Here is a 17,835-nt window from a genome sequence, read left to right as displayed (position 1 = left end):
GCGAAAGCGGTGTGCCAGTCGACATCATGTTAGCTGACACACCGCTTTCGCGAGCAAGCCCGCTCCCACAGGGGTTGATTGTCGGGGTTAAGGTTTCACCAACCGCGCATCCAGGCTGTTCTGCGCCAGGCGCTTGGCCTGGTCCTGGGTCATGCCCAGGTGGGTGTGCAGGGCGTGGAAGTTTTCGGTGACGTAGCCGCCGAAGTACGCCGGGTCATCGGAGTTCACCGTCACCTTCACGCCGCGCTCGAGCATGTCGAGGATGTTGTGTTGCGACATGTCGTCGAACACGCACAGCTTGGTATTGGACAGCGGGCATACGGTCAATGGAATCTGCTCGTCGATGATCCGCTGCATCAGCCGCTCATCTTCGATGGCGCGCACGCCATGGTCGATGCGCTGGATCTTCAGCAGGTCCAGGGCTTGCCAAATGTACTCGGGCGGGCCTTCTTCGCCGGCGTGGGCAACGGTCAGGAAGCCCTCGTTGCGTGCGCGGTCGAATACGCGCTGGAACTTGCTCGGTGGATGGCCCATTTCCGAACTGTCCAGGCCCACGGCCACGAAGGCGTCGCGGAACGGCAGCGCCTGGTCGAGGGTCTTCTCGGCTTGTTCTTCGCTCAGGTGACGCAGGAAGCTCAGGATCAGGCCGCTTGTAATGCCCAGTTGCTGCTCACCGTCCTTGAGGGCGGCGGCGATGCCGTTGAGCACCACTTCGAATGGGACGCCACGGTCGGTGTGGGTCTGCGGGTCGAAGAACGGTTCGGTGTGGATCACGTTCTGCGCCTTGCACCGCAACAGGTAGGCCCAGGTCAGGTCGTAGAAGTCCTGGGAGGTGCGCAGCACATCGGCGCCCTGGTAATAGAGGTCGAGAAATTCCTGCAGGTTGTTGAAGGCATAGGCCTTGCGCAGCGTATCGACGTCGTTCCACGGCAGGGCGATCTTGTTGCGTTCGGCCAGGGCGAACAGCAGCTCGGGTTCCAGCGAGCCTTCCAGGTGCAGGTGCAGTTCAGCCTTGGGCAGGGCGTTCAGCCAGTCGTACATGGTCTTTTCTCATCAGCGAATCGATGGCGGGCATTCTACAGGGGGCTGGCCGCCCTGTCGGGTAAAACCTGACCGGCTGATCCACTACACGGCCTGGGGCTCCCGCCGGTAAGCATAGGTGTCGGCGAAGCGCGACAGCAGGAATTCGGCGCAGGTCGTCGTTGGGTACTTGAGTGGGTGGGCGTCCTCCTGGCAACCGGGCAGGCACTGGATCAGCGTGTCGGGGTGCGGTTCGGCAAAGAATGGCATCGAATAGCGGTCCACTCCCAGCGGGCTGATCACCCGATGCGGCGTGGACAGGTAACGGTCGTTGCTCCAGCGCGCCATCATATCGCCGAGGTTGACCACGAAGGTGCCATCGATGGGCGGCGCGTCGATCCACTGGCCATTGACGTTGCGCACTTGCAGGCCACCGGCGGCGTCCTGGTAGAGCAGGGTGATGCAACCGTAGTCGGTATGGGCGCCGGCACCTTGCTGTTCGGCGCAACTGGCGGTGTCGCGGGGCGGGTAATGGATCAGGCGCAGCACGCTCACCGGTTCGTTGAAGCGCGTGTCGAAAAAGTCCCGTTCGATGCCCAGGGCCAGGGTCATGGCCCGCAGCAGGGTTTGCGCAAGCGCCTGCATGTCACGGTAATGCTGCTCCATCAAGGCTTGCCAGCCGCTCAGGTCTGGGTGGCGGTTGGGGCCGCGCAACGGTTTTTCCGCCAGCACCTCGGGGTGATCGGCCGGCAGATGCAGGCCCATGTCGAAGGTTTCCTTCAGGTCGCTGGGCTTGGTCGGGTCCAGTTGTTCCGTGGCGACGGCGCCGTAGCCACGATGGTGGCGGGTCTGGGTGATGTCGATCTTGAGTTTTTCTTCGACGGGCAAGGCGAAGAAGCGTTGGGCATTGCCCAGCACCTCGGCGATGCGCGCCGGGCTGATGGGGTGGCCCTTGATGTAGAAGAAGCCCCACTGACGGCAGGCGCGGTCGATCTGCTCGGCGACGCCTTGCCAGGCGTCGGGCTCATCGCCGTAGAGCGGGCTGATGTCGATGATGGGCAGGCTGTTCATACTGCTTTCCTGAATTCGGATGCGGACTTCTGTGGGAGCGGGCTTGCTCGCGAAGGCGGCGGGACATTCAGCATCAATGTTGACTGACACTCCGCCTTCGCGAGCAAGCCCGCTCCCACAGGGTTTTGTGTTGATTCGCCAGCTATTTCGGAATCTCAGCCTTCATCCCTTCGACGTAATAATTCATCGACGCCAGTTCCGCGTTGGTGGCGCTCACGCCCGCGGGGATTTTCTCGACGCCGGCCTGGTCCTTGATCGGGCCGGTGAACGGGTGAAAGGCGCCGTTCTCGATATCGGCGATGATCTGCTCGGCTTCGCCCTTGACCGCTGCCGGCACCAGGTCGCTGATCGGCAGTTTCACCGTGCCTTCCTTCAGGCCACCCCAGTAGTCCTGGGGTTTCCAGTTGTGGTCAAGCACGCTCTGGGTCGCCTGGATGTAATGCGGGCCCCAGTCATTGACGATGGAGGTCAGCACCGCCTTGGGCCCGAAATGGGCCATGTCCGAAGCGTAGCCCACCGCATAGACGCCGCGGCGTTCGGCGGCCTGGATCGGTGCTGGGCTGTCGGTGTGCTGGAACACCACGTCCACGCCCTGGTCGATCAGCGCGTTGGCGGCGTCGGCTTCCTTGCCCGGGTCGAACCAGGAATTGACCCACACCACTTTGATTTCGGTGCCGGGGTTGTATTTGTTCAGGGCCAATTGGATGGCGTTGATATCGCGAATGACTTCCGGGATCGGGAACGAGGCGACGTAGCCGATCTTCTTGGTCTTGGTCATCTTGGCCGCGAGGAAGCCGCCGACGTAGCGACCTTCATAGGTGCGAGCCAGGTAGGTGCCGAGGTTCTTGTCCTGCTTGTAGCCGGTGGCGTGTTCGAAGGTTACCTTGGGAAACTGCTTGGCGACTTTCAGCGTCGGGTTCATATAGCCGAAGGACGTGGTGAAGATCAGGTCGTACTTGTCCTTGGCCATGTTACGGATCACCCGCTCGGCGTCGGCCCCCTCTGGTACGTTTTCCACGTAGTGGGTGGTGATCTGCTCGCCGAACTTCGCCGCCAGTTCCTTGCGCCCTTGTTCATGCTGATAGGTCCAGCCGTGGTCGCCGATGGGGCCGATGTAGACGAAGCCGACCTTCAGCGGGTCGGCGGCACTGGCATTCAGGCCGGCACCCAGGCCGACGGCCGCGACGACGGCGCAAAGCAATTTCTTCAAGGGACGTTTGTGCATGAACTCGAACTCCATTTTGTTGTGAGGTTGGCTGTGCAGCAGCAATGCAAAATGCTGACCAACAGGACAACTAATCGACACGACCTTATTGTGGCGAGGGAGCTTGCTCCCGCTGGGCTGCGCAGCGGCCCTGTTTTTTACGGTTGCTTCGCAACCGAGCGGGAGCAAGCTCCCTCGCCACAGGTTCTACATCCGCATAACCCGTGGGAGCGAGCTTGCTCGCGATGGGGCCGTCCAGATCGATAACGGTGCACCTGCCAGCCACTCGCCACCCCCTGGTGCGTCACAATCGGACGAAACGTTCGCGTCCCTCCACAGTCAGTAACTCATGATCCGTTCACAGTGACAGGCCCGCGATGCTCACTTTGATCAAGCAAGAAAAACTGCTGTTGCTGGCGCTGGCCGCCGTATGTGTCGCCTACCCGCTGGAGCACTGGCTGCTGGGCAGCGGGCAACTGGTGGCGTTGATCGGCGGCCTGGTCCTGATCGGTTTCATCGTCGCCGCCTCCATGCGCGTAGCCCATCACGCCGAGTTGCTGGCGGAAAAGGTCGGTGATCCTTACGGCACCATGATCCTGACCTTGTCGGCGGTGCTGGTGGAAGTGGTGATCCTGGCGATCATGATGAACAACGAAGCCTCGTCGACGCTGGTGCGGGACACGATCTACTCGGCGGTGATGCTCGACATCAACGGCATCCTCGGGCTCGCGGCGCTGATGGGCGGGATCAAGCATGGCGAGCAGGTCTATAACGACGATTCGGCGCGCACCTACAGCGTGATGATTCTCACGGCCATGGGCGTGTCGATGGTGGTGCCGGAGTTCATCCCCCGGGATAGCTGGAAAACCTATTCTGCCTTCACCATCGGCGCGATGATCGTGTTGTACACGCTGTTCCTGCGCATGCAGGTCGGGCCCCACAGTTACTTCTTCAGCTACAGCTACCCGGAAAAGCGCCGCAAGAAAGAACCGGTGGAAAACGAACCAGAACCTATCAGCCTGACGATTTCCATCGGTGCGCTGGTGTTTGGCGTGGTGGTGATCGGTGCGTTGGCTGAAGTGATGTCCAAGGCCATCGACCTGGGGCTGGAAGGCTCGGGTGCTCCGCCCGTGGTCACGGCGATCCTGGTAGCGGCGATCTCCGCCGCGCCGGAAATCCTCACCGCCCTGCGCGCGGCCCTCGCCAATCGCATGCAGGCGGTGGTGAACATCGCGCTGGGCGCGTCGTTGTCCACCGTGATCCTCACCGTGCCGGTGATGGAAGCCATGGCCCTCTACACCGGCCAGCCTTTCCAGATGGCGATGACCCCGGTGCAGACCGTGATGATTTTCATCACCCTGATCGTCTGCGCGATCAACCTCAACGATGGTGAAACCAATGCCATCGAAGGCATGACCCATTTTGTGTTGTTCGCGACGTTTATCATGTTGTCCCTGCTGGGCCTCTAGAAGAGCATCGCGGGCAAGCCTTGCTCCCACAGATCAATGCAAATCTATGGGATTCATGAAAACTGTGGGAGCAAGGCTTGCCCGCGATGGCGTTGGGTCAGGCGCCGGCGATCAATTCCCGCGCCGCCTGGCTGTGATCGGCAATCAAGCCCTTCAAGTCCAACCCCTCGACTTGCCCGTCGATCACCCGCCATTGCCCACCGATCATCACCCGATCCGCCCGGTCCGCGCCGCACAGCAGCAGGGCCGAGACCGGGTCATGGCTGCCGGAGAAGCGCAGCTCATCGAGCTTGAACAGCGCCAGGTCGGCCTGTTTGCCCACGGCCAATTCGCCGATATCGCTGCGCCCGAGCAGTTGCGCCGAGCCCCGGGTCGCCCAGCCCAGTACGCGCTCCGGCGTGATCGCTTGCGCGCCGTAGCGCAGGCGCTGGATGTACAGCGCCTGGCGGGTTTCGAGGATCATGTTCGAGGCATCGTTGGATGCCGAGCCGTCGACACCCAGGCCCACGGGTGCGCCGGCGGCGGTCAGCTCCAGGGTCGGGCAAATGCCCGAGGCCAGGCGCATGTTCGAACTGGGGCAATGGCAGATGCCGGTGCCGGCGGCACCGAGTCGGGCGATTTCGTCAGGGTTGAAGTGAATGCCATGGGCCAACCAGGTCCGAGGGCCGAGCCAGCCGACGCTGTCCAGGTAATCCACGGTGCGCAGGCCGAAGCGTTGCAGGCAGAACGCTTCTTCGTCGAGGGTTTCGGCCAAGTGGGTGTGCAAGCGAACGTCGAGGGTTTCCGCCAGCTCGGCGCTGGCGCTCATGATCTGCGGCGTGACCGAAAACGGCGAGCAGGGCGCCAGGGCAATCTGGATCTGTGCGCCGTCGCCGCGCTCGTGGTATTCGGCGATCAGGCGCTGACTGTCGTCAAGAATCACCTCGCCCTGCTGCACGGTCTGTTGCGGTGGCAAGCCACCGTCGGCCTCGCCCAGGCTCATGGAGCCACGGGTCAACATCGCCCGCATGCCCAGCTCACGGACACTTTGCACTTGCACGTCGATGGCATTTTCCAGGCCCTGGGGAAACAGGTAATGATGGTCGGCCGCCGTGGTGCAGCCCGACAGCAGCAACTCGGCCAAGGCCACTTTGCTCGCCAGGGCGAGTTTTTCCGGAGTCAGCCGCGCCCACACCGGGTAGAGGGTCTTTAGCCAAGGAAACAACGGCTGGTTCACCACTGGTGCCCAGGCGCGGGTCAGGGTTTGGTAGAAGTGATGATGGGTGTTGATCAACCCCGGCAGGATCACATGCTCGCGCGCGTCGAAGACGTGGTCACAGGGCTGGGCGGGTTGTTGGCCGGCGCTCAGCAGTTCGACGATCACACCGTCCTGCAGGACGAGACCGCCACGGGCATCGAGGTCGTTGGCCGTGAAAATGGCGAGGGGATTTTTTAACCAGGTACGGGTCGCAGGCATGGTGGCCGGCTCCTCTGAAAGTGGGTTCAGGTTAGCCAGCTCAGTGATGCCCTGTCTGCTGATCCAGGGTCGCCCATTGGATAGGGCGAGGTGCGGAGTTTACTCAGGTTGTGCTGCAGTTTTCCAGAGCTCGCCGAGATCAAATGTGGGAGCGGGCTTGCTCGCGAAGGCGGTGTATCAGGCGATATCTATGTTGAATGACAATCCGCTTTCGCGAGCAAGCCCGCTCCCACAGGGGATCGGTGTGCCACAGGTATCGGGTGGTTACCAGGGGATTGTTTCGCCTTTGTAATTGACGAAGTGATGCCCACCCTTGCCGGCGAAGGCGTTCACCTGGTCGATCAGCCCACGGGTGCTGGTCTCGACATCGAGGTCCGCGCCTTCGCCGCCCATGTCGGTCTTTACCCAACCCGGGTGCAGCGACAGTACCGTCAATGACTGCTCGCCCAGTTGGCTGACGAAGCTGTTGGTCATGGAGTTGAGCGCTGCCTTGCTGGCCTTGTACAGCGCCAGTTCCGGCGCGTCGGGCATGGTCACGCTGCCCAGCACTGAACTCATGAATGCCAGCACGCCGCTGCCGTCGCGGATCTGGCCGACGAAGCGCTGGGCCAGGTTGATCGGCGCCACCGCGTTGGTGAAGAACAGCTGGCCGACTTCGGCCAGCGTCGCGCCGCCCGGGCTCTGGTTATCCGGGCCCTTGACCCCGGCGTTGACGAACAACAGGTCGAAGGTCTCGCCCTTGAGCTGCTGGCTCAAGGCGATGACGGCTTGCTGGTCGTCCATGTCGAGTTTTTCGATCCGCACCGGGCCCAGCGCTTTCAAAGCCTCGGCGTTCTGCGGGTTGCGCACGGTGGCGGTCACGTTCCAGCCATCGCTGAGCAGCGTCTTCACCAGGCCGAGGCCCAGGCCCCGGGAGGCGCCGATGATCAATGCGTTTCTTGCCGAAGTCATGAGGGGCATCCTTGAAAGAAAAAGGTCACGGGTTTAATGGACAACGTTGCCCGAGCCGTTGTTTCAGCTCTTGACGCAACGCGTCGAGTTCGGTCATGCGGGTTTCGATCAGGTTCAGCTTGTCTTGCAGCAATTGCGTCACGGCGCAGTCGGGGTCGGGGGCGTTCCACAGGGCGGCGACGCTCGCGCCGATCTCGCCCAGGGTAAAGCCCAGGCGCTGGGCGGTCTTGATATAGAGCACCAGTTGGACGATGTCGGCGGGGTAGTCGCGATAGCCATTGGCGCTGCGCGATGCTGCGATCAGGCCACGTTGCTCGTAGAAACGCAGCGTGTCTCGACTGACGGCGCAGGCTTGGGCTAATTCACCGATACGCATTGCGAAGCTCCAGAGGACTTGACCTTGGAGCATACCCCAGGCTTTAGCCTCTTTGCTCCTCGATTATCTGGAGCAACGTGTATGTGGAGTTCGATGCAATATCGCCGGGTGGTGCTTGGCAGCGCCTGGTACGACCTGATCGTGTCGGCCGCGCTGGCCACGCCGTGGAGCTTTGCGGCGGTGCATGGCGTGTTGGTGAGCATGACTCAGCTCTTTGACCTGCCTGGGGACCTGCCACCGTTTGCGCCGGCGCATGTGCTGATGGTGAATCTGATGGGCTCGATTGTCTGCGTGTGGGCGGTGCTGCGGATTCGTGATCCGCAGGCGCTGTATGGGCGTTATGACGCGGTGGGGCGGTTTCTGTTCTCGGCCTGGATGCTGTATGCGCTGCTTCATGGAGCCAGTGCGGTGTTGTGGGTTTTCCTGTTTTTCGAAGTGGTGTGGGGCGTCATGCAGATGCTGCCCGTCCGTGGCGAGGGAGCTTGCTCCCGCTGGGGGGCGCAGCACCCCTCATAGGCAGGCGACTGCTGCGCAGTCGAGCGGGAGCAAGCTCCCTCGCCACAGGGTTCTCAATGCCCCGCCTGCCAAGGCTGCCCCAGGGACACCGGCGCATACAGTCGCGTGCGCACGGCATCCCGGGACAGCAACACCAGCACCAAAATGGTCGCGGCATACGGCAGCATTGCCAACAGGCTCGACGGAATCGCCAACCCCAATCCCTGGGCCACCAGGTGCAGGATGCTGGCGAGGCCGAACAGGTAGGCGCCCAGCAGCAGGCGCCACACCCGCCAACTGGCGAACACCACCAGCGCCAGGGCGATCCAGCCGCGCCCGGCGCTCATGTTCTCGGCCCACATCGGCGTGTAGGCCAGCGACAGATAGGCGCCGGCCAACCCGGCCATGGCGCCGCCAAACAGCACCGCCAAGGTCCGCACCCACAACACCGGCAGGCCCATGGCACTGGCGGCATCGGGGTTCTCGCCGACGGCCTGGATGATCAGCCCGGCGCGGCTCTTTACGATCACCCACGCCACCAGCGCAAACAGCGCAAAAGAGAGGTACACCAGCAGGTCCTGGGCGAACAGCATTCGTCCGATCAGCGGGATGTCACTCAAGTAGGAAATGGCCAGCGGCTCGAAGCCGGCCAACGGCTTGCCGACCCAGGCCGCCCCGACAAAGCTCGACAGGCCCACCCCGAAAATCGTCAGCGCCAGTCCGGTGGCGACTTGATTGGCGTTGAACACCAGCGCCACCAGCGCGAACAATGCCGACAACAGCATCCCCGCGGCCATTGCCAACAGCACGCCGAGCCAGAGGTGGCCGCTGTTGAACGCGACGATAAAACCAATCACCGCGCCGAACAGCATCATCCCTTCCTGGCCCAGGTTCAGGACGCCGCTTTTTTCGCAAACCAACTCACCCAGGGCCACCAGCAGCAGCGGTGTGCCGCAGCGAACCATGGCATAGAAAATATTGCTCAACAGGTCGATATCCATCACAAGGCTCCTGCCTGTACCGCGGTCGTTCGGGCGCGCCGAGTCCAGCGCAGGTTCAGGCGTGGCCGGTAGAGAATCAGCACGTCGCAGGCCAACAGGAAAAACAGCATCATCCCCTGGAACAATTGGGTGATTGCCTGGGGCAGGTTCAGCGACATCTGCGCACTCTCACCGCCGATATACAGCAGGGCCATCAACAGGCTGGCAAACAGAATGCCGATCGGATTGAGGCGCCCGAGGAATGCCACGGTAATCGCCGCATAGCCATAGCCCGGCGACACCTGCGGCACCAGTTGGCCGATCGGCCCGGCGACTTCGCAGACGCCGGCCAGACCGGCCAGCGCACCGCTGATCAGCAGCGCCAGCCACACCAGCGGCTTCTGGCGAAAGCCGGCAAAACCAGCGGCGCGGGCATCGAGGCCCAGCACCTTGATCTGAAAACCAACAAAGCTTTTCTGCAGCAAGACCCACACCGCTACCAGCGCCAGCAGGGCGAAATACAGCCCGGCATGAACCCGGCCATCGTCCAGCAGTAACGGCAGGCGACTGGCCTCGCCGAACATCGCCGACTCGGGGAAGTTGAACCCCGCCGGGTCTTTCAACGGCCCGTGGACGCAAAAGAGCAGCAGGTTCAGGGCGATGTAATTGAGCATGATGCTGGTCAGGATCTCGTTGGCGTTGAAGCGCGTGCGCAGCCACGCCGTGAGCGCGGCCCAAGCCGCCCCGGCCAGGGTGCCGGTCAGCAGGATCAACACCAATGCCCAGCGACTCTGCACGTCGATGATGTTCACCGCCACGGCACTGCCGGCCAGGGCGCCCAGCAGCAATTGGCCTTCGGCGCCGATGTTCCAGATCCGCGCCTGATAGGCCACTGCCAGGCCGAGGGCGCAGAGCAGGATCGGCAAGGTCTTGATCAGCCATTCGGACACGCCGTACAGGTCGCTGATCGGGGCGATCAACAGGGTGTACAACGTTTGCAACGGGTCATGCCCAAGGGCGATAAACAGCAGCGAGCCGCAGCCCAGGGTCAACACGGCGGCCAAGAGCGGCGAGCACCAGAGCATCAGGCGCGATTGCTGGCCGCGGGGTTCGAGAGAAAGCAGCATGTGGAACTCCGTTAAACCGGCGCGGGGGCAGGGGATTGAGGGGCGTCGAACTGGCCGGCCATCCAGGCGCCGACGTCGCTGAGGCGGGTCTCGACGGTGGGACGCAAGGCCGACAGACGCCCGCCGCACAAGGCCCCGAGACGGTCGCTGATCTGAAACAGTTCATCGAGGTCTTCGGAGATCACCAGGATCGCCGCGCCCGCGTCGCGCAGGGTGATCAGGGCGCGATGGATGGTCGCCGCCGCGCCGACGTCCACGCCCCAGGTCGGGTGCGCGGCCACCAGCAGCTTCGGCTGTTGAAGGATTTCCCGGCCCAGGATGAATTTTTGCAAGTTGCCCCCCGAAAGGCTGCGCGCTGGGGTTTTGGTGTCGGGCGTCTTCACGCCAAAACGACGGATGATCTCCTCGGCCAGGTGTTCGACCTTGCTGCGTCGAACCAGCCCATGGCTGACCAGGCCCTGTTGGAAGGCGCTGAGCAAGGCGTTATCCGCCAGACTCAATTGCGGCACGGCGCCATGGCCCAGGCGTTCGGCGGGGACGAATGCCAGGCCAAGCCGGCGACGAGCGTCGGGGCGCAGGTGCGCTACGGGCTGGCCGCCGAATCGAATCGTTTCGCCTTGCTGGCGGGGAAGCGGCGTTTCCCCACTGAGCAACGCCAGCCATTCATCCTGGCCATTGCCCGCCACCCCGGCGATGCCGACGATTTCGCCGCTGCAAACCTCAAGGTCAATGTCCCGTAGCGAGCAGCCGAACGGGTCCGGGTTGTGCCAAGACAGCTTGTTGATGTGCAAGAAGGCTTTGTCTGCGCTGACCTTGGGGTAATCCGTGATCAATCCTGCAGCCTCGCCAACCATCAGTTGCGCCAGCTCTCGGTCCGAGCAATGCGCCGGGGTGCAATGCCCTGAGACGCGTCCGCCACGCAGCACCGTGGCGCTGTGGCACAACGCGCGCACCTCCCCGAGCTTGTGACTGATAAACAAAATGCTGCAGCCCTCGCTCGCCAGGCGGCGCAAGGTCACGAACAGTTCTTCGGCTTCTGCGGGCGTGAGTACCGAGGTCGGTTCATCGAGAATCAACAGCCGAATGTCTTGCATCAGGCAGCGAATGATCTCTACCCGCTGGCGTTCGCCAATCGACAGGCTGTGGACCAGCCGCTGCGGTTCCAGGGCCATGCCGTAGCGCCGGGAAACTTCGCGGATCCGGGGCTCCAGTTGCGCCGGCGTACCGGCTGCCGCGCCCATCGCCAGGGCAATGTTCTGCGCAACGGTGAGGGTTTCGAACAGCGAGAAATGCTGGAACACCATGCCGATGCCCAGGCTGCGAGCTTGGGCCGGGTTACGCAGGTTGACGCGCTGGCCTTGCCAGATCACCTCACCCGAATCGGCAGCGGTGACGCCGTAGATAATCTTCATCAGGGTGCTTTTGCCCGCACCGTTTTCCCCCAGCAGGGCGTGGATTTCGCCGGGCTGGATGCTCAGGTCGATGGCGTCGTTGGCCAGGCAACCGGGGTAGCGTTTGCTGATCTTGCGCAATTGCAGGCGCGCGATGGAGTCGGGGTTGGACATGACAGGCTCGGGCCGATGGACAGGAATGCCTGTGGATAAAGCAATTTCCTGGCCATCAGGTCAGGAAATTGCCTTGAGGGCCGTTGCTGAGGCCTTCCGCGTCAGGTCTGAGCATCTGTAGTGGGGAAATTCTGCACCGCCTTGGCGCGCACGGGTCTGGCCCAGGCAGCGGTTTGCCCTGAAATGGGTGGTCAAAATTTGAACAAGCGGCTGTGAGCCATGTCCTTCATGGGGCGGAAGGAGCCATGAACGGGTTATCCACAGCTTGCTCCACAGTTATTGTGTGCAAGCCGGAAACTCGGGCATAAGCACTGCGAGGCTTTCTTCTAAAGGTGATAAACCGCCGCAAGCGGTTGTTTTGTGGATGGATTTGTCGTTTCTGCAGGACTTTGGCTGAAAAATGAGCAACCCGCTGAAACCCGCATGACAGAAGGGTTACAGAGGGATGTGCTCAGGTTATCCACAGTCGGGTGCACAGTGGATGTGGGCAAGTTGAACGATTGCGCGATGCCCTGAAAGATTGCAGCCTGCGAACTCAACGCTCCAACAGGATCCGTCCACGGCTCAGGTCGGCCAGTTGCGTTTGCAAGGTTTCGATGTGGGCTTCGCCCACGGCCAATTGCAGGTCCACGCCATTGGCGGTGAAGCGCTCTTCATTCACCAGCCCACCGCACTCGGCGACGCGCAGTTTCACCAGGGGCAGTTCGGCGAACCCGCAACTACAGTGCAGCGGCACGCGGCTGATCAATTCGATTTTCTCAGCGTTTTGCAGGCACTTGTTCGCGCCGCCGCCGTAAGCCCGGGCGAGCCCACCGGTGCCCAGTTGAATCCCGCCATACCAGCGAATCACCAGCACCACGACCTGATCGCAGGCCTGGGCTTCGATCGCGGCCAGGATTGGCCGCCCGGCGGTGCCACCCGGCTCGCCATCGTCGTTGCTGCGGTACTGGTCGCCGAGTTTCCAGGCCCAGCAATTGTGGGTGGCATCCAAGTCGCTGTGCTGCTCGATGAAAGCCTGGGCATCGGCGGGGCTGGTGATGGGCGCGGCGAAGGTAATGAAGCGGCTTTTGCGAATTTCTTCGCGGTGCTCGCAAAAACCGGCAAGGGTAAAGGGCATGGCGATCTTAAAGAGTGGGTGTCAGGCCGCAGCCCTTGAGAATGATGCGGATCAGGTTGTCGCCTGCGTCGATCATGTCTTGTTTGGTCAACTTGCTGCGACCGGTCACGCGACAGATCTGGGTGGCGAAGTCGGCGTAATGCTGGGTGCTGCCCCACAACAGGAAGATGAGATGCACCGGGTCGATCGGGTCCATCTTGCCGGCGTCGATCCAGGCTTGGAACACGGCGGCCCGGCCATTGAACCAGGCACGGTAATCCTGGTTGAAATATTCGGTCAGGCATTCGCCCCCGCTGATCACTTCCATGGCGAACAGTCGCGAGGCCTGGGGCTGGCGACGAGAGAACTCCATTTTGGCGCGGATGTAGCGGGTCAAGGCTTCGGCCGGATCATCCTCGGCGGTGAGGGTGTTGAAGGTGCTGTCCCACAATTCGATGATGTTGCTCAGCACCGCCACGTACAGGCCGAGTTTATTGGTGAAGTAATAATGCAGGTTCGCCTTGGGCAGCCCGGCCTTGAGGGCGATGGCATTCATGCTGGTGCCTTTGAACCCGTGGCGAGCGAATTCATCTTCGGCGGCCTTGAGAATCGTCTCTTCGTTCTTTTGACGAATGCGGCTGGTGGGCTTGCCACCGTGGGCAGGGACTTCAAAGGTCATGGGCGTTTCCGGGCTGGGTCTGTGGGCAAGCAAATGCGTTGATAGCGCACCGGCATCGATCCGACAAGTGCCATCACACTAAAAAGCCCTCGACCAAAGACTTTGCCAACCCAACCAATGTGGGAGCGAGCCTGCTCGCGATAGCGGTGTGTCAGTCACATATTTGTTGCTGACACACCGCTATCGCGAGCAGGCTCGCTCCCACAGGGTGTAAAAAGGTTAGCGGGTGGCTGCGAGGCTCTCGAGAAAACTCTCCAGCACCAAGTGAGGCCGGCGCCCCTTGCGCGTGACCGACGCCAGACTCAGGTCATAGAACCGTGCCGCAGGCTTGAGGGCCCGCAACCGACCTTGCTGGACCCAGAGGTTGGCGTAGTGATCGGGCAGGTAGCCGATGTAGCGCCCGGTAAGAATCAGGAACGCCATGCCTTCGCGGTCCGATGCACTCGCGGTGCAATTAAGCGCCTGGTAGTGGGCCTGGATCTCGGCCGGCAGGCGGAACGTCGGGGCGATGGCGTCCTGGCTGTTGAGGCGTGCGTCTTCAAGTTGTTGGTCATCGACATAAAACAGTGGATGCCCGACCGCGCAGTACAGCAGCGAACGTTCACTGTAGAGCGGTTGATATTCCAGCCCGGACAGGGCACTGGCCTGGGGCACCACGCCGACATGCAAGCGACCGTCGAGCACGCCTTGCTCGACTTCGTTGGGGGCGATCATGCGAATCTGGATCTGCACGTCGGGCCCGCGCTCTTTCAATTGCGCCAGGGCGTGGGTGATGCGCATGTGGGGCAGGGTGACCAGGTTGTCGGTGAGGCCGATGGTCAACTCACCGCGCAGATGCTGGTGCAGCCCGTTTACCTCGGTGCGAAAGCTTTCCAGTGCGCTCAATAACTGCAACACCGATTGATAGACCTCGCGCCCTTCTTCGGTCAGGGAAAACCCCGCGCGCCCACGTTGGCACAGACGCAGGCCGAGGCGCTGCTCGAGGTCGCTCATCTGCTGGCTGATGGCCGAGCGGCCGATGCCCAGTACGGTTTCCGCGGCGGAGAATCCACCGCACTCCACGACGCTGCGAAAAATGCGCAGCAGGCGAATATCAAAGTCGCTGACCTGGGCCAGAGGATCGGGACGACGAGCGCTCATAGTTTAGTGATCCGCCGACTGAAGGTTACAAAAGTTGGATTTCATTGACTTTATCGTCGTGGCAACTTAGCTGCAAGAACGCCTTTCGATCCCCTGTCGCTTATGACCTGCGAGGTTTTGTCGATGAACATGCCCGAACACGCTGCCGGTTCCCTGGCTAGCCAGCTCAAGCTGGATGCCCACTGGATGCCTTACACCGCCAATCGCAATTTCCAGCGCGATCCGCGCCTGATCGTCGCTGCCGAAGGCAGCTGGTTGGTGGATGACAAGGGGCGCAAGGTCTACGACTCGCTGTCGGGCCTGTGGACATGTGGCGCCGGGCACACCCGCAAGGAAATCCAGGAAGCGGTCGCCAAGCAACTGGGTACTCTCGATTATTCGCCGGGGTTCCAGTACGGTCATCCGCTGTCATTCCAACTGGCGGAAAAGATCACCAGCCTGACCCCGGGCAACCTCAATCATGTGTTCTTTACCGATTCCGGTTCCGAGTGCGCCGATACCGCAGTGAAGATGGTCCGCGCCTACTGGCGTCTCAAGGGCCAGGCGACCAAGACCAAGATGATTGGCCGTGCCCGTGGCTATCATGGTGTGAACATCGCCGGCACCAGCCTCGGCGGTGTCAGCGGCAACCGCAAGCTGTTCGGCCAGGCCATGATGGACGTCGATCACTTGCCCCACACCTTGCTGGCCAGCAATGCCTATTCCCGTGGCATGCCGAAAGAGGGTGGCATCGCCTTGGCGGATGAGCTGTTGAAGCTGATCGAACTGCACGATGCGTCCAATATCGCTGCGGTGTTTGTCGAGCCGATGGCAGGATCAGCCGGCGTATTGGTGCCGCCTGAGGGTTACCTCAAGCGCCTGCGGGAAATCTGCGACCAGCACAGCATTCTGCTGGTGTTCGACGAAGTGATCACCGGTTTCGGCCGCACCGGTTCGATGTTTGGTGCCGACAGCTTTGGCGTGACCCCGGACCTGATGTGCATCGCCAAGCAAGTCACCAATGGCGCGATCCCCATGGGCGCGGTGATTGCCAGCTCCGAGATCTACCAGACCTTCATGAACCAGCCAACGCCCGAGTACGCAGTGGAATTCCCCCACGGCTACACCTACTCGGCACACCCGGTGGCCTGCGCGGCGGGCCTGGCGGCGCTGGACCTGCTGCAGAAGGAAAACCTGGTGCAGAGCGTGGCCGAAATCGCCCCGCATTTCGAGAATGCCTTGCACGGCCTGAAGGGCGCGAAGAACGTCATCGACATCCGCAACTACGGCCTGGCCGGCGCGATCCAGATCGCCGGGCGCGATGGCGATGCCATCGTGCGTCCGTTCGAAGCCGGCATGGCGTTGTGGAAAGCCGGGTTCTATGTGCGGTTCGGCGGCGACACTCTGCAGTTCGGGCCAACGTTCAACAGCAAGCCACAGGACCTGGATCGCCTGTTCGATGCAGTCGGTGAAGTGCTGAACAAACTCGACTGACGCATTCTTTTTACAACGGGCGCCCGGCCACGGGCGCCTGTGGATAATTCTGGAGTCCCCATGAGCCTCATCCCGCATTTGATCAATGGCGAACTGCTGAGCGACAGCGCTCGCACCGCCGATGTTTTCAATCCGTCCACTGGCCAGGCCATTCATAAGGTGCCATTGGCTGATCGTGCGACTATCCAGCAGGCCATCAATGCCGCCAAGGCGGCTTTTCCGGCCTGGCGCAATACGCCAGCGGCCAAGCGCGCCCAGGTGATGTTTCGTTTCAAGCAATTGCTGGAGCAGAACGAGGCGCGTATCGCCCAGTTGATCAGCGAGGAACACGGCAAGACCTTGGAAGACGCAGCCGGTGAGCTCAAGCGCGGCATCGAAAACGTCGAGTTTGCCTGTGCAGCGCCGGAAATCCTGAAGGGCGAATACAGCCGTAACGTAGGGCCGAACATCGACGCTTGGTCAGACTTTCAACCTTTAGGCGTGGTGGCGGGCATCACTCCGTTCAACTTCCCGGCGATGGTGCCGCTGTGGATGTATCCGCTGGCGATCGTCTGCGGCAACTGCTTCATTCTCAAGCCGTCCGAGCGTGATCCGAGTTCGACGCTGCTGATCGCCCAGTTGTTGTTGGAAGCCGGTTTGCCCAAGGGTGTACTGAGCGTCGTCCATGGCGACAAGGCTGCGGTGGATGCACTGATCGAAGCGCCGGAAGTCAAGGCGCTGAGTTTTGTCGGTTCGACGCCGATTGCCGAGTACATCTATGCCGAGGGCACTCGACGTGGCAAACGTGTCCAGGCGCTGGGTGGGGCGAAGAACCATGCGGTGCTGATGCCGGATGCCGACCTGGACAATGCCGTCAGCGCGCTGATGGGCGCGGCATACGGTTCATGCGGTGAGCGTTGCATGGCAATTTCGGTGGCGGTGTGTGTCGGCGACCAAGTGGCAGATGCGTTGGTGTCCAAACTGGTGCCGCAAATCAAGGCGCTTAAGATTGGCGCCGGTACGTCTTGCGGGTTGGACATGGGGCCGCTGGTAACCGGTCAGCATCGGGACAAGGTCAGTGGCTATATAGAAGAGGGCGTGGCGTCAGGCGCTTCACTGGTGGTTGATGGTCGCGGCTTGAGTGTGGCCGGGCATGAGGAGGGGTTCTTCCTTGGTGGTTGCCTGTTCGATCGCGTGACCCCCGAGATGCGTATCTATAAGGAAGAGATCTTTGGACCGGTGCTGTGCATCGTCCGGGTCAATAGCCTGGAAGAGGCAATGCAACTGATCAATGATCACGAGTATGGCAACGGCACCTGCATCTTCACCCGCGATGGCGAAGCGGCGCGGTTGTTCTGCGATGAGATCGAAGTCGGCATGGTGGGCGTCAACGTTCCATTGCCGGTGCCAGTGGCCTATCACAGCTTTGGTGGCTGGAAGCGCTCGCTATTCGGCGACCTGCATGCCTATGGCCCGGACGGCGTGCGTTTCTATACCCGTCGCAAGGCCATTACCCAGCGTTGGCCGCAGCGTGCCAGCCATGAGGCTTCACAATTCGCTTTCCCCAGCTTGTAATTGGAAGTGAAGAGGCCGGCGCCCTTGGGCACCGGCCTCTGTGTTTACGGGGCTTTTTGGCTGATATGACAGAATTGTTAAAATAGGTGTTGACGGCAGATTCTGGAAGTCTATAATTCGCCCCACTTCCGGCGCAGTCGAAACGGAAAACTCCTTGAGATTCAATGAGTTAAGTAGGT

17 protein-coding genes are annotated in these 17,835 nt (G+C 61.7%); 4 read left to right on the top strand and 13 right to left on the bottom strand.

Going from position 1 to position 17,835, the window contains the following annotated elements:
* Nucleotides 1–87: 87 nt before the first annotated feature.
* From HU767_RS17880 to HU767_RS17870, 3 genes are all read right to left on the bottom strand, one after another.
* Nucleotides 88–1,041 (bottom strand): adenosine deaminase, encoded by a 954-nt coding sequence (locus tag HU767_RS17880; protein WP_186707946.1) that lies wholly within the window; start codon nucleotides 1,039–1,041, stop codon nucleotides 88–90.
* Nucleotides 1,042–1,125: 84 nt separating this feature from the next.
* On the bottom strand, nucleotides 1,126–2,091 hold the full coding sequence (locus tag HU767_RS17875) for a 2-oxoglutarate and iron-dependent oxygenase domain-containing protein (RefSeq protein ID WP_186730127.1): 966 nt from the start codon (nucleotides 2,089–2,091) through the stop codon (nucleotides 1,126–1,128).
* A gap of 142 nt (nucleotides 2,092–2,233) precedes the next feature.
* A complete protein-coding gene (locus HU767_RS17870; protein WP_186730126.1) occupies nucleotides 2,234–3,316 on the bottom strand; it encodes a BMP family ABC transporter substrate-binding protein in 1,083 nt (360 codons plus the stop codon).
* A 356-nt stretch (nucleotides 3,317–3,672) separates the two neighbouring features.
* Here HU767_RS17870 and HU767_RS17865 point away from each other — a divergent pair, with 356 nt between their 5' ends.
* Complete coding sequence (locus HU767_RS17865; protein WP_186730125.1) at nucleotides 3,673–4,764, top strand: calcium:proton antiporter; 1,092 nt, start codon at nucleotides 3,673–3,675, stop codon at nucleotides 4,762–4,764.
* A 97-nt stretch (nucleotides 4,765–4,861) separates the two neighbouring features.
* Here HU767_RS17865 and HU767_RS17860 read toward each other — a convergent pair whose 3' ends face one another.
* From HU767_RS17860 to HU767_RS17850, 3 genes are all read right to left on the bottom strand, one after another.
* A complete protein-coding gene (locus HU767_RS17860) occupies nucleotides 4,862–6,220 on the bottom strand; it encodes an 8-oxoguanine deaminase (RefSeq protein ID WP_186730124.1) in 1,359 nt (452 codons plus the stop codon).
* A 264-nt stretch (nucleotides 6,221–6,484) separates the two neighbouring features.
* On the bottom strand, nucleotides 6,485–7,171 hold the full coding sequence (locus tag HU767_RS17855; protein WP_186707956.1) for an SDR family oxidoreductase: 687 nt from the start codon (nucleotides 7,169–7,171) through the stop codon (nucleotides 6,485–6,487).
* Between the two features lie 25 nt (nucleotides 7,172–7,196).
* Complete coding sequence (locus HU767_RS17850; protein WP_186707958.1) at nucleotides 7,197–7,547, bottom strand: MerR family transcriptional regulator; 351 nt, start codon at nucleotides 7,545–7,547, stop codon at nucleotides 7,197–7,199.
* 81 nt (nucleotides 7,548–7,628) lie between these two features.
* Between HU767_RS17850 and HU767_RS17845 the strand changes: the two genes are divergently transcribed.
* Entirely contained in the window at nucleotides 7,629–8,063 is a 435-nt protein-coding gene (locus HU767_RS17845; RefSeq protein ID WP_186730123.1) for a hypothetical protein, read from the top strand.
* A gap of 53 nt (nucleotides 8,064–8,116) precedes the next feature.
* Here the strand turns inward: HU767_RS17845 and HU767_RS17840 are convergent, their stop codons facing one another.
* From HU767_RS17840 to HU767_RS17815, 6 genes are all read right to left on the bottom strand, one after another.
* A complete protein-coding gene (locus HU767_RS17840; RefSeq protein WP_186730122.1) occupies nucleotides 8,117–9,043 on the bottom strand; it encodes an ABC transporter permease in 927 nt (308 codons plus the stop codon).
* A complete protein-coding gene (locus tag HU767_RS17835) occupies nucleotides 9,043–10,149 on the bottom strand; it encodes an ABC transporter permease (protein ID WP_186730121.1) in 1,107 nt (368 codons plus the stop codon). The genes HU767_RS17840 and HU767_RS17835 overlap by 1 nt, the downstream gene beginning before the upstream one ends.
* A gap of 11 nt (nucleotides 10,150–10,160) precedes the next feature.
* Nucleotides 10,161–11,714, bottom strand: coding sequence for an ABC transporter ATP-binding protein (locus tag HU767_RS17830; protein WP_186730120.1), 1,554 nt, complete (start codon nucleotides 11,712–11,714; stop codon nucleotides 10,161–10,163).
* A gap of 535 nt (nucleotides 11,715–12,249) precedes the next feature.
* Nucleotides 12,250–12,831, bottom strand: a complete 582-nt coding sequence (locus tag HU767_RS17825) for a YigZ family protein (RefSeq protein ID WP_186707968.1) — start codon at nucleotides 12,829–12,831, stop codon at nucleotides 12,250–12,252.
* Between the two features lie 7 nt (nucleotides 12,832–12,838).
* Nucleotides 12,839–13,489 (bottom strand): TetR/AcrR family transcriptional regulator, encoded by a 651-nt coding sequence (locus HU767_RS17820; RefSeq protein WP_186707970.1) that lies wholly within the window; start codon nucleotides 13,487–13,489, stop codon nucleotides 12,839–12,841.
* Nucleotides 13,490–13,708: 219 nt separating this feature from the next.
* On the bottom strand, nucleotides 13,709–14,629 hold the full coding sequence (locus HU767_RS17815) for a LysR family transcriptional regulator (protein ID WP_186730119.1): 921 nt from the start codon (nucleotides 14,627–14,629) through the stop codon (nucleotides 13,709–13,711).
* 123 nt (nucleotides 14,630–14,752) lie between these two features.
* Here HU767_RS17815 and HU767_RS17810 point away from each other — a divergent pair, with 123 nt between their 5' ends.
* The gene (locus HU767_RS17810; protein ID WP_060739305.1) at nucleotides 14,753–16,102 is read left to right on the top strand and encodes an aspartate aminotransferase family protein; all 1,350 of its coding nucleotides are present in this window, start codon (nucleotides 14,753–14,755) and stop codon (nucleotides 16,100–16,102) included.
* Nucleotides 16,103–16,162: 60 nt separating this feature from the next.
* On the top strand, nucleotides 16,163–17,656 hold the full coding sequence (locus HU767_RS17805) for a CoA-acylating methylmalonate-semialdehyde dehydrogenase (protein ID WP_186730118.1): 1,494 nt from the start codon (nucleotides 16,163–16,165) through the stop codon (nucleotides 17,654–17,656).
* Here the strand turns inward: HU767_RS17805 and HU767_RS28865 are convergent.
* The coding region (locus tag HU767_RS28865) for a hypothetical protein (RefSeq protein ID WP_238349493.1) at nucleotides 17,630–17,835 on the bottom strand (206 nt) is incomplete at its 5' end. The genes HU767_RS17805 and HU767_RS28865 overlap by 27 nt on opposite strands.

It is taken from the genome of Pseudomonas sp. SWRI179, assembly GCF_014268705.1.
In the GTDB taxonomy this organism is placed as follows: Bacteria; Pseudomonadota; Gammaproteobacteria; order Pseudomonadales; family Pseudomonadaceae; genus Aquipseudomonas; species Aquipseudomonas zanjanensis.
Note: the sequence above shows the minus strand (reverse complement) of the source record. Positions and strands in the feature narration are given on the sequence as shown.

Bases quoted from the DNA above. Each gene is read 5' to 3' on its own strand.
- HU767_RS17880 (WP_186707946.1), bottom strand. From the start codon at position 1,041: ATGTACGACTGGCTGAACGCCCTGCCCAAGGCTGAACTGCACCTGCAC.
- HU767_RS17875 (WP_186730127.1), bottom strand. From the start codon at position 2,091: ATGAACAGCCTGCCCATCATCGACATCAGCCCGCTCTACGGCGATGAG.
- HU767_RS17870 (WP_186730126.1), bottom strand. From the start codon at position 3,316: ATGCACAAACGTCCCTTGAAGAAATTGCTTTGCGCCGTCGTCGCGGCC.
- HU767_RS17865 (WP_186730125.1), top strand. From the start codon at position 3,673: ATGCTCACTTTGATCAAGCAAGAAAAACTGCTGTTGCTGGCGCTGGCC.
- HU767_RS17860 (WP_186730124.1), bottom strand. From the start codon at position 6,220: ATGCCTGCGACCCGTACCTGGTTAAAAAATCCCCTCGCCATTTTCACG.
- HU767_RS17855 (WP_186707956.1), bottom strand. From the start codon at position 7,171: ATGACTTCGGCAAGAAACGCATTGATCATCGGCGCCTCCCGGGGCCTG.
- HU767_RS17850 (WP_186707958.1), bottom strand. From the start codon at position 7,547: ATGCGTATCGGTGAATTAGCCCAAGCCTGCGCCGTCAGTCGAGACACG.
- HU767_RS17845 (WP_186730123.1), top strand. From the start codon at position 7,629: ATGTGGAGTTCGATGCAATATCGCCGGGTGGTGCTTGGCAGCGCCTGG.
- HU767_RS17840 (WP_186730122.1), bottom strand. From the start codon at position 9,043: ATGGATATCGACCTGTTGAGCAATATTTTCTATGCCATGGTTCGCTGC.
- HU767_RS17835 (WP_186730121.1), bottom strand. From the start codon at position 10,149: ATGCTGCTTTCTCTCGAACCCCGCGGCCAGCAATCGCGCCTGATGCTC.
- HU767_RS17830 (WP_186730120.1), bottom strand. From the start codon at position 11,714: ATGTCCAACCCCGACTCCATCGCGCGCCTGCAATTGCGCAAGATCAGC.
- HU767_RS17825 (WP_186707968.1), bottom strand. From the start codon at position 12,831: ATGCCCTTTACCCTTGCCGGTTTTTGCGAGCACCGCGAAGAAATTCGC.
- HU767_RS17820 (WP_186707970.1), bottom strand. From the start codon at position 13,489: ATGACCTTTGAAGTCCCTGCCCACGGTGGCAAGCCCACCAGCCGCATT.
- HU767_RS17815 (WP_186730119.1), bottom strand. From the start codon at position 14,629: ATGAGCGCTCGTCGTCCCGATCCTCTGGCCCAGGTCAGCGACTTTGAT.
- HU767_RS17810 (WP_060739305.1), top strand. From the start codon at position 14,753: ATGAACATGCCCGAACACGCTGCCGGTTCCCTGGCTAGCCAGCTCAAG.
- HU767_RS17805 (WP_186730118.1), top strand. From the start codon at position 16,163: ATGAGCCTCATCCCGCATTTGATCAATGGCGAACTGCTGAGCGACAGC.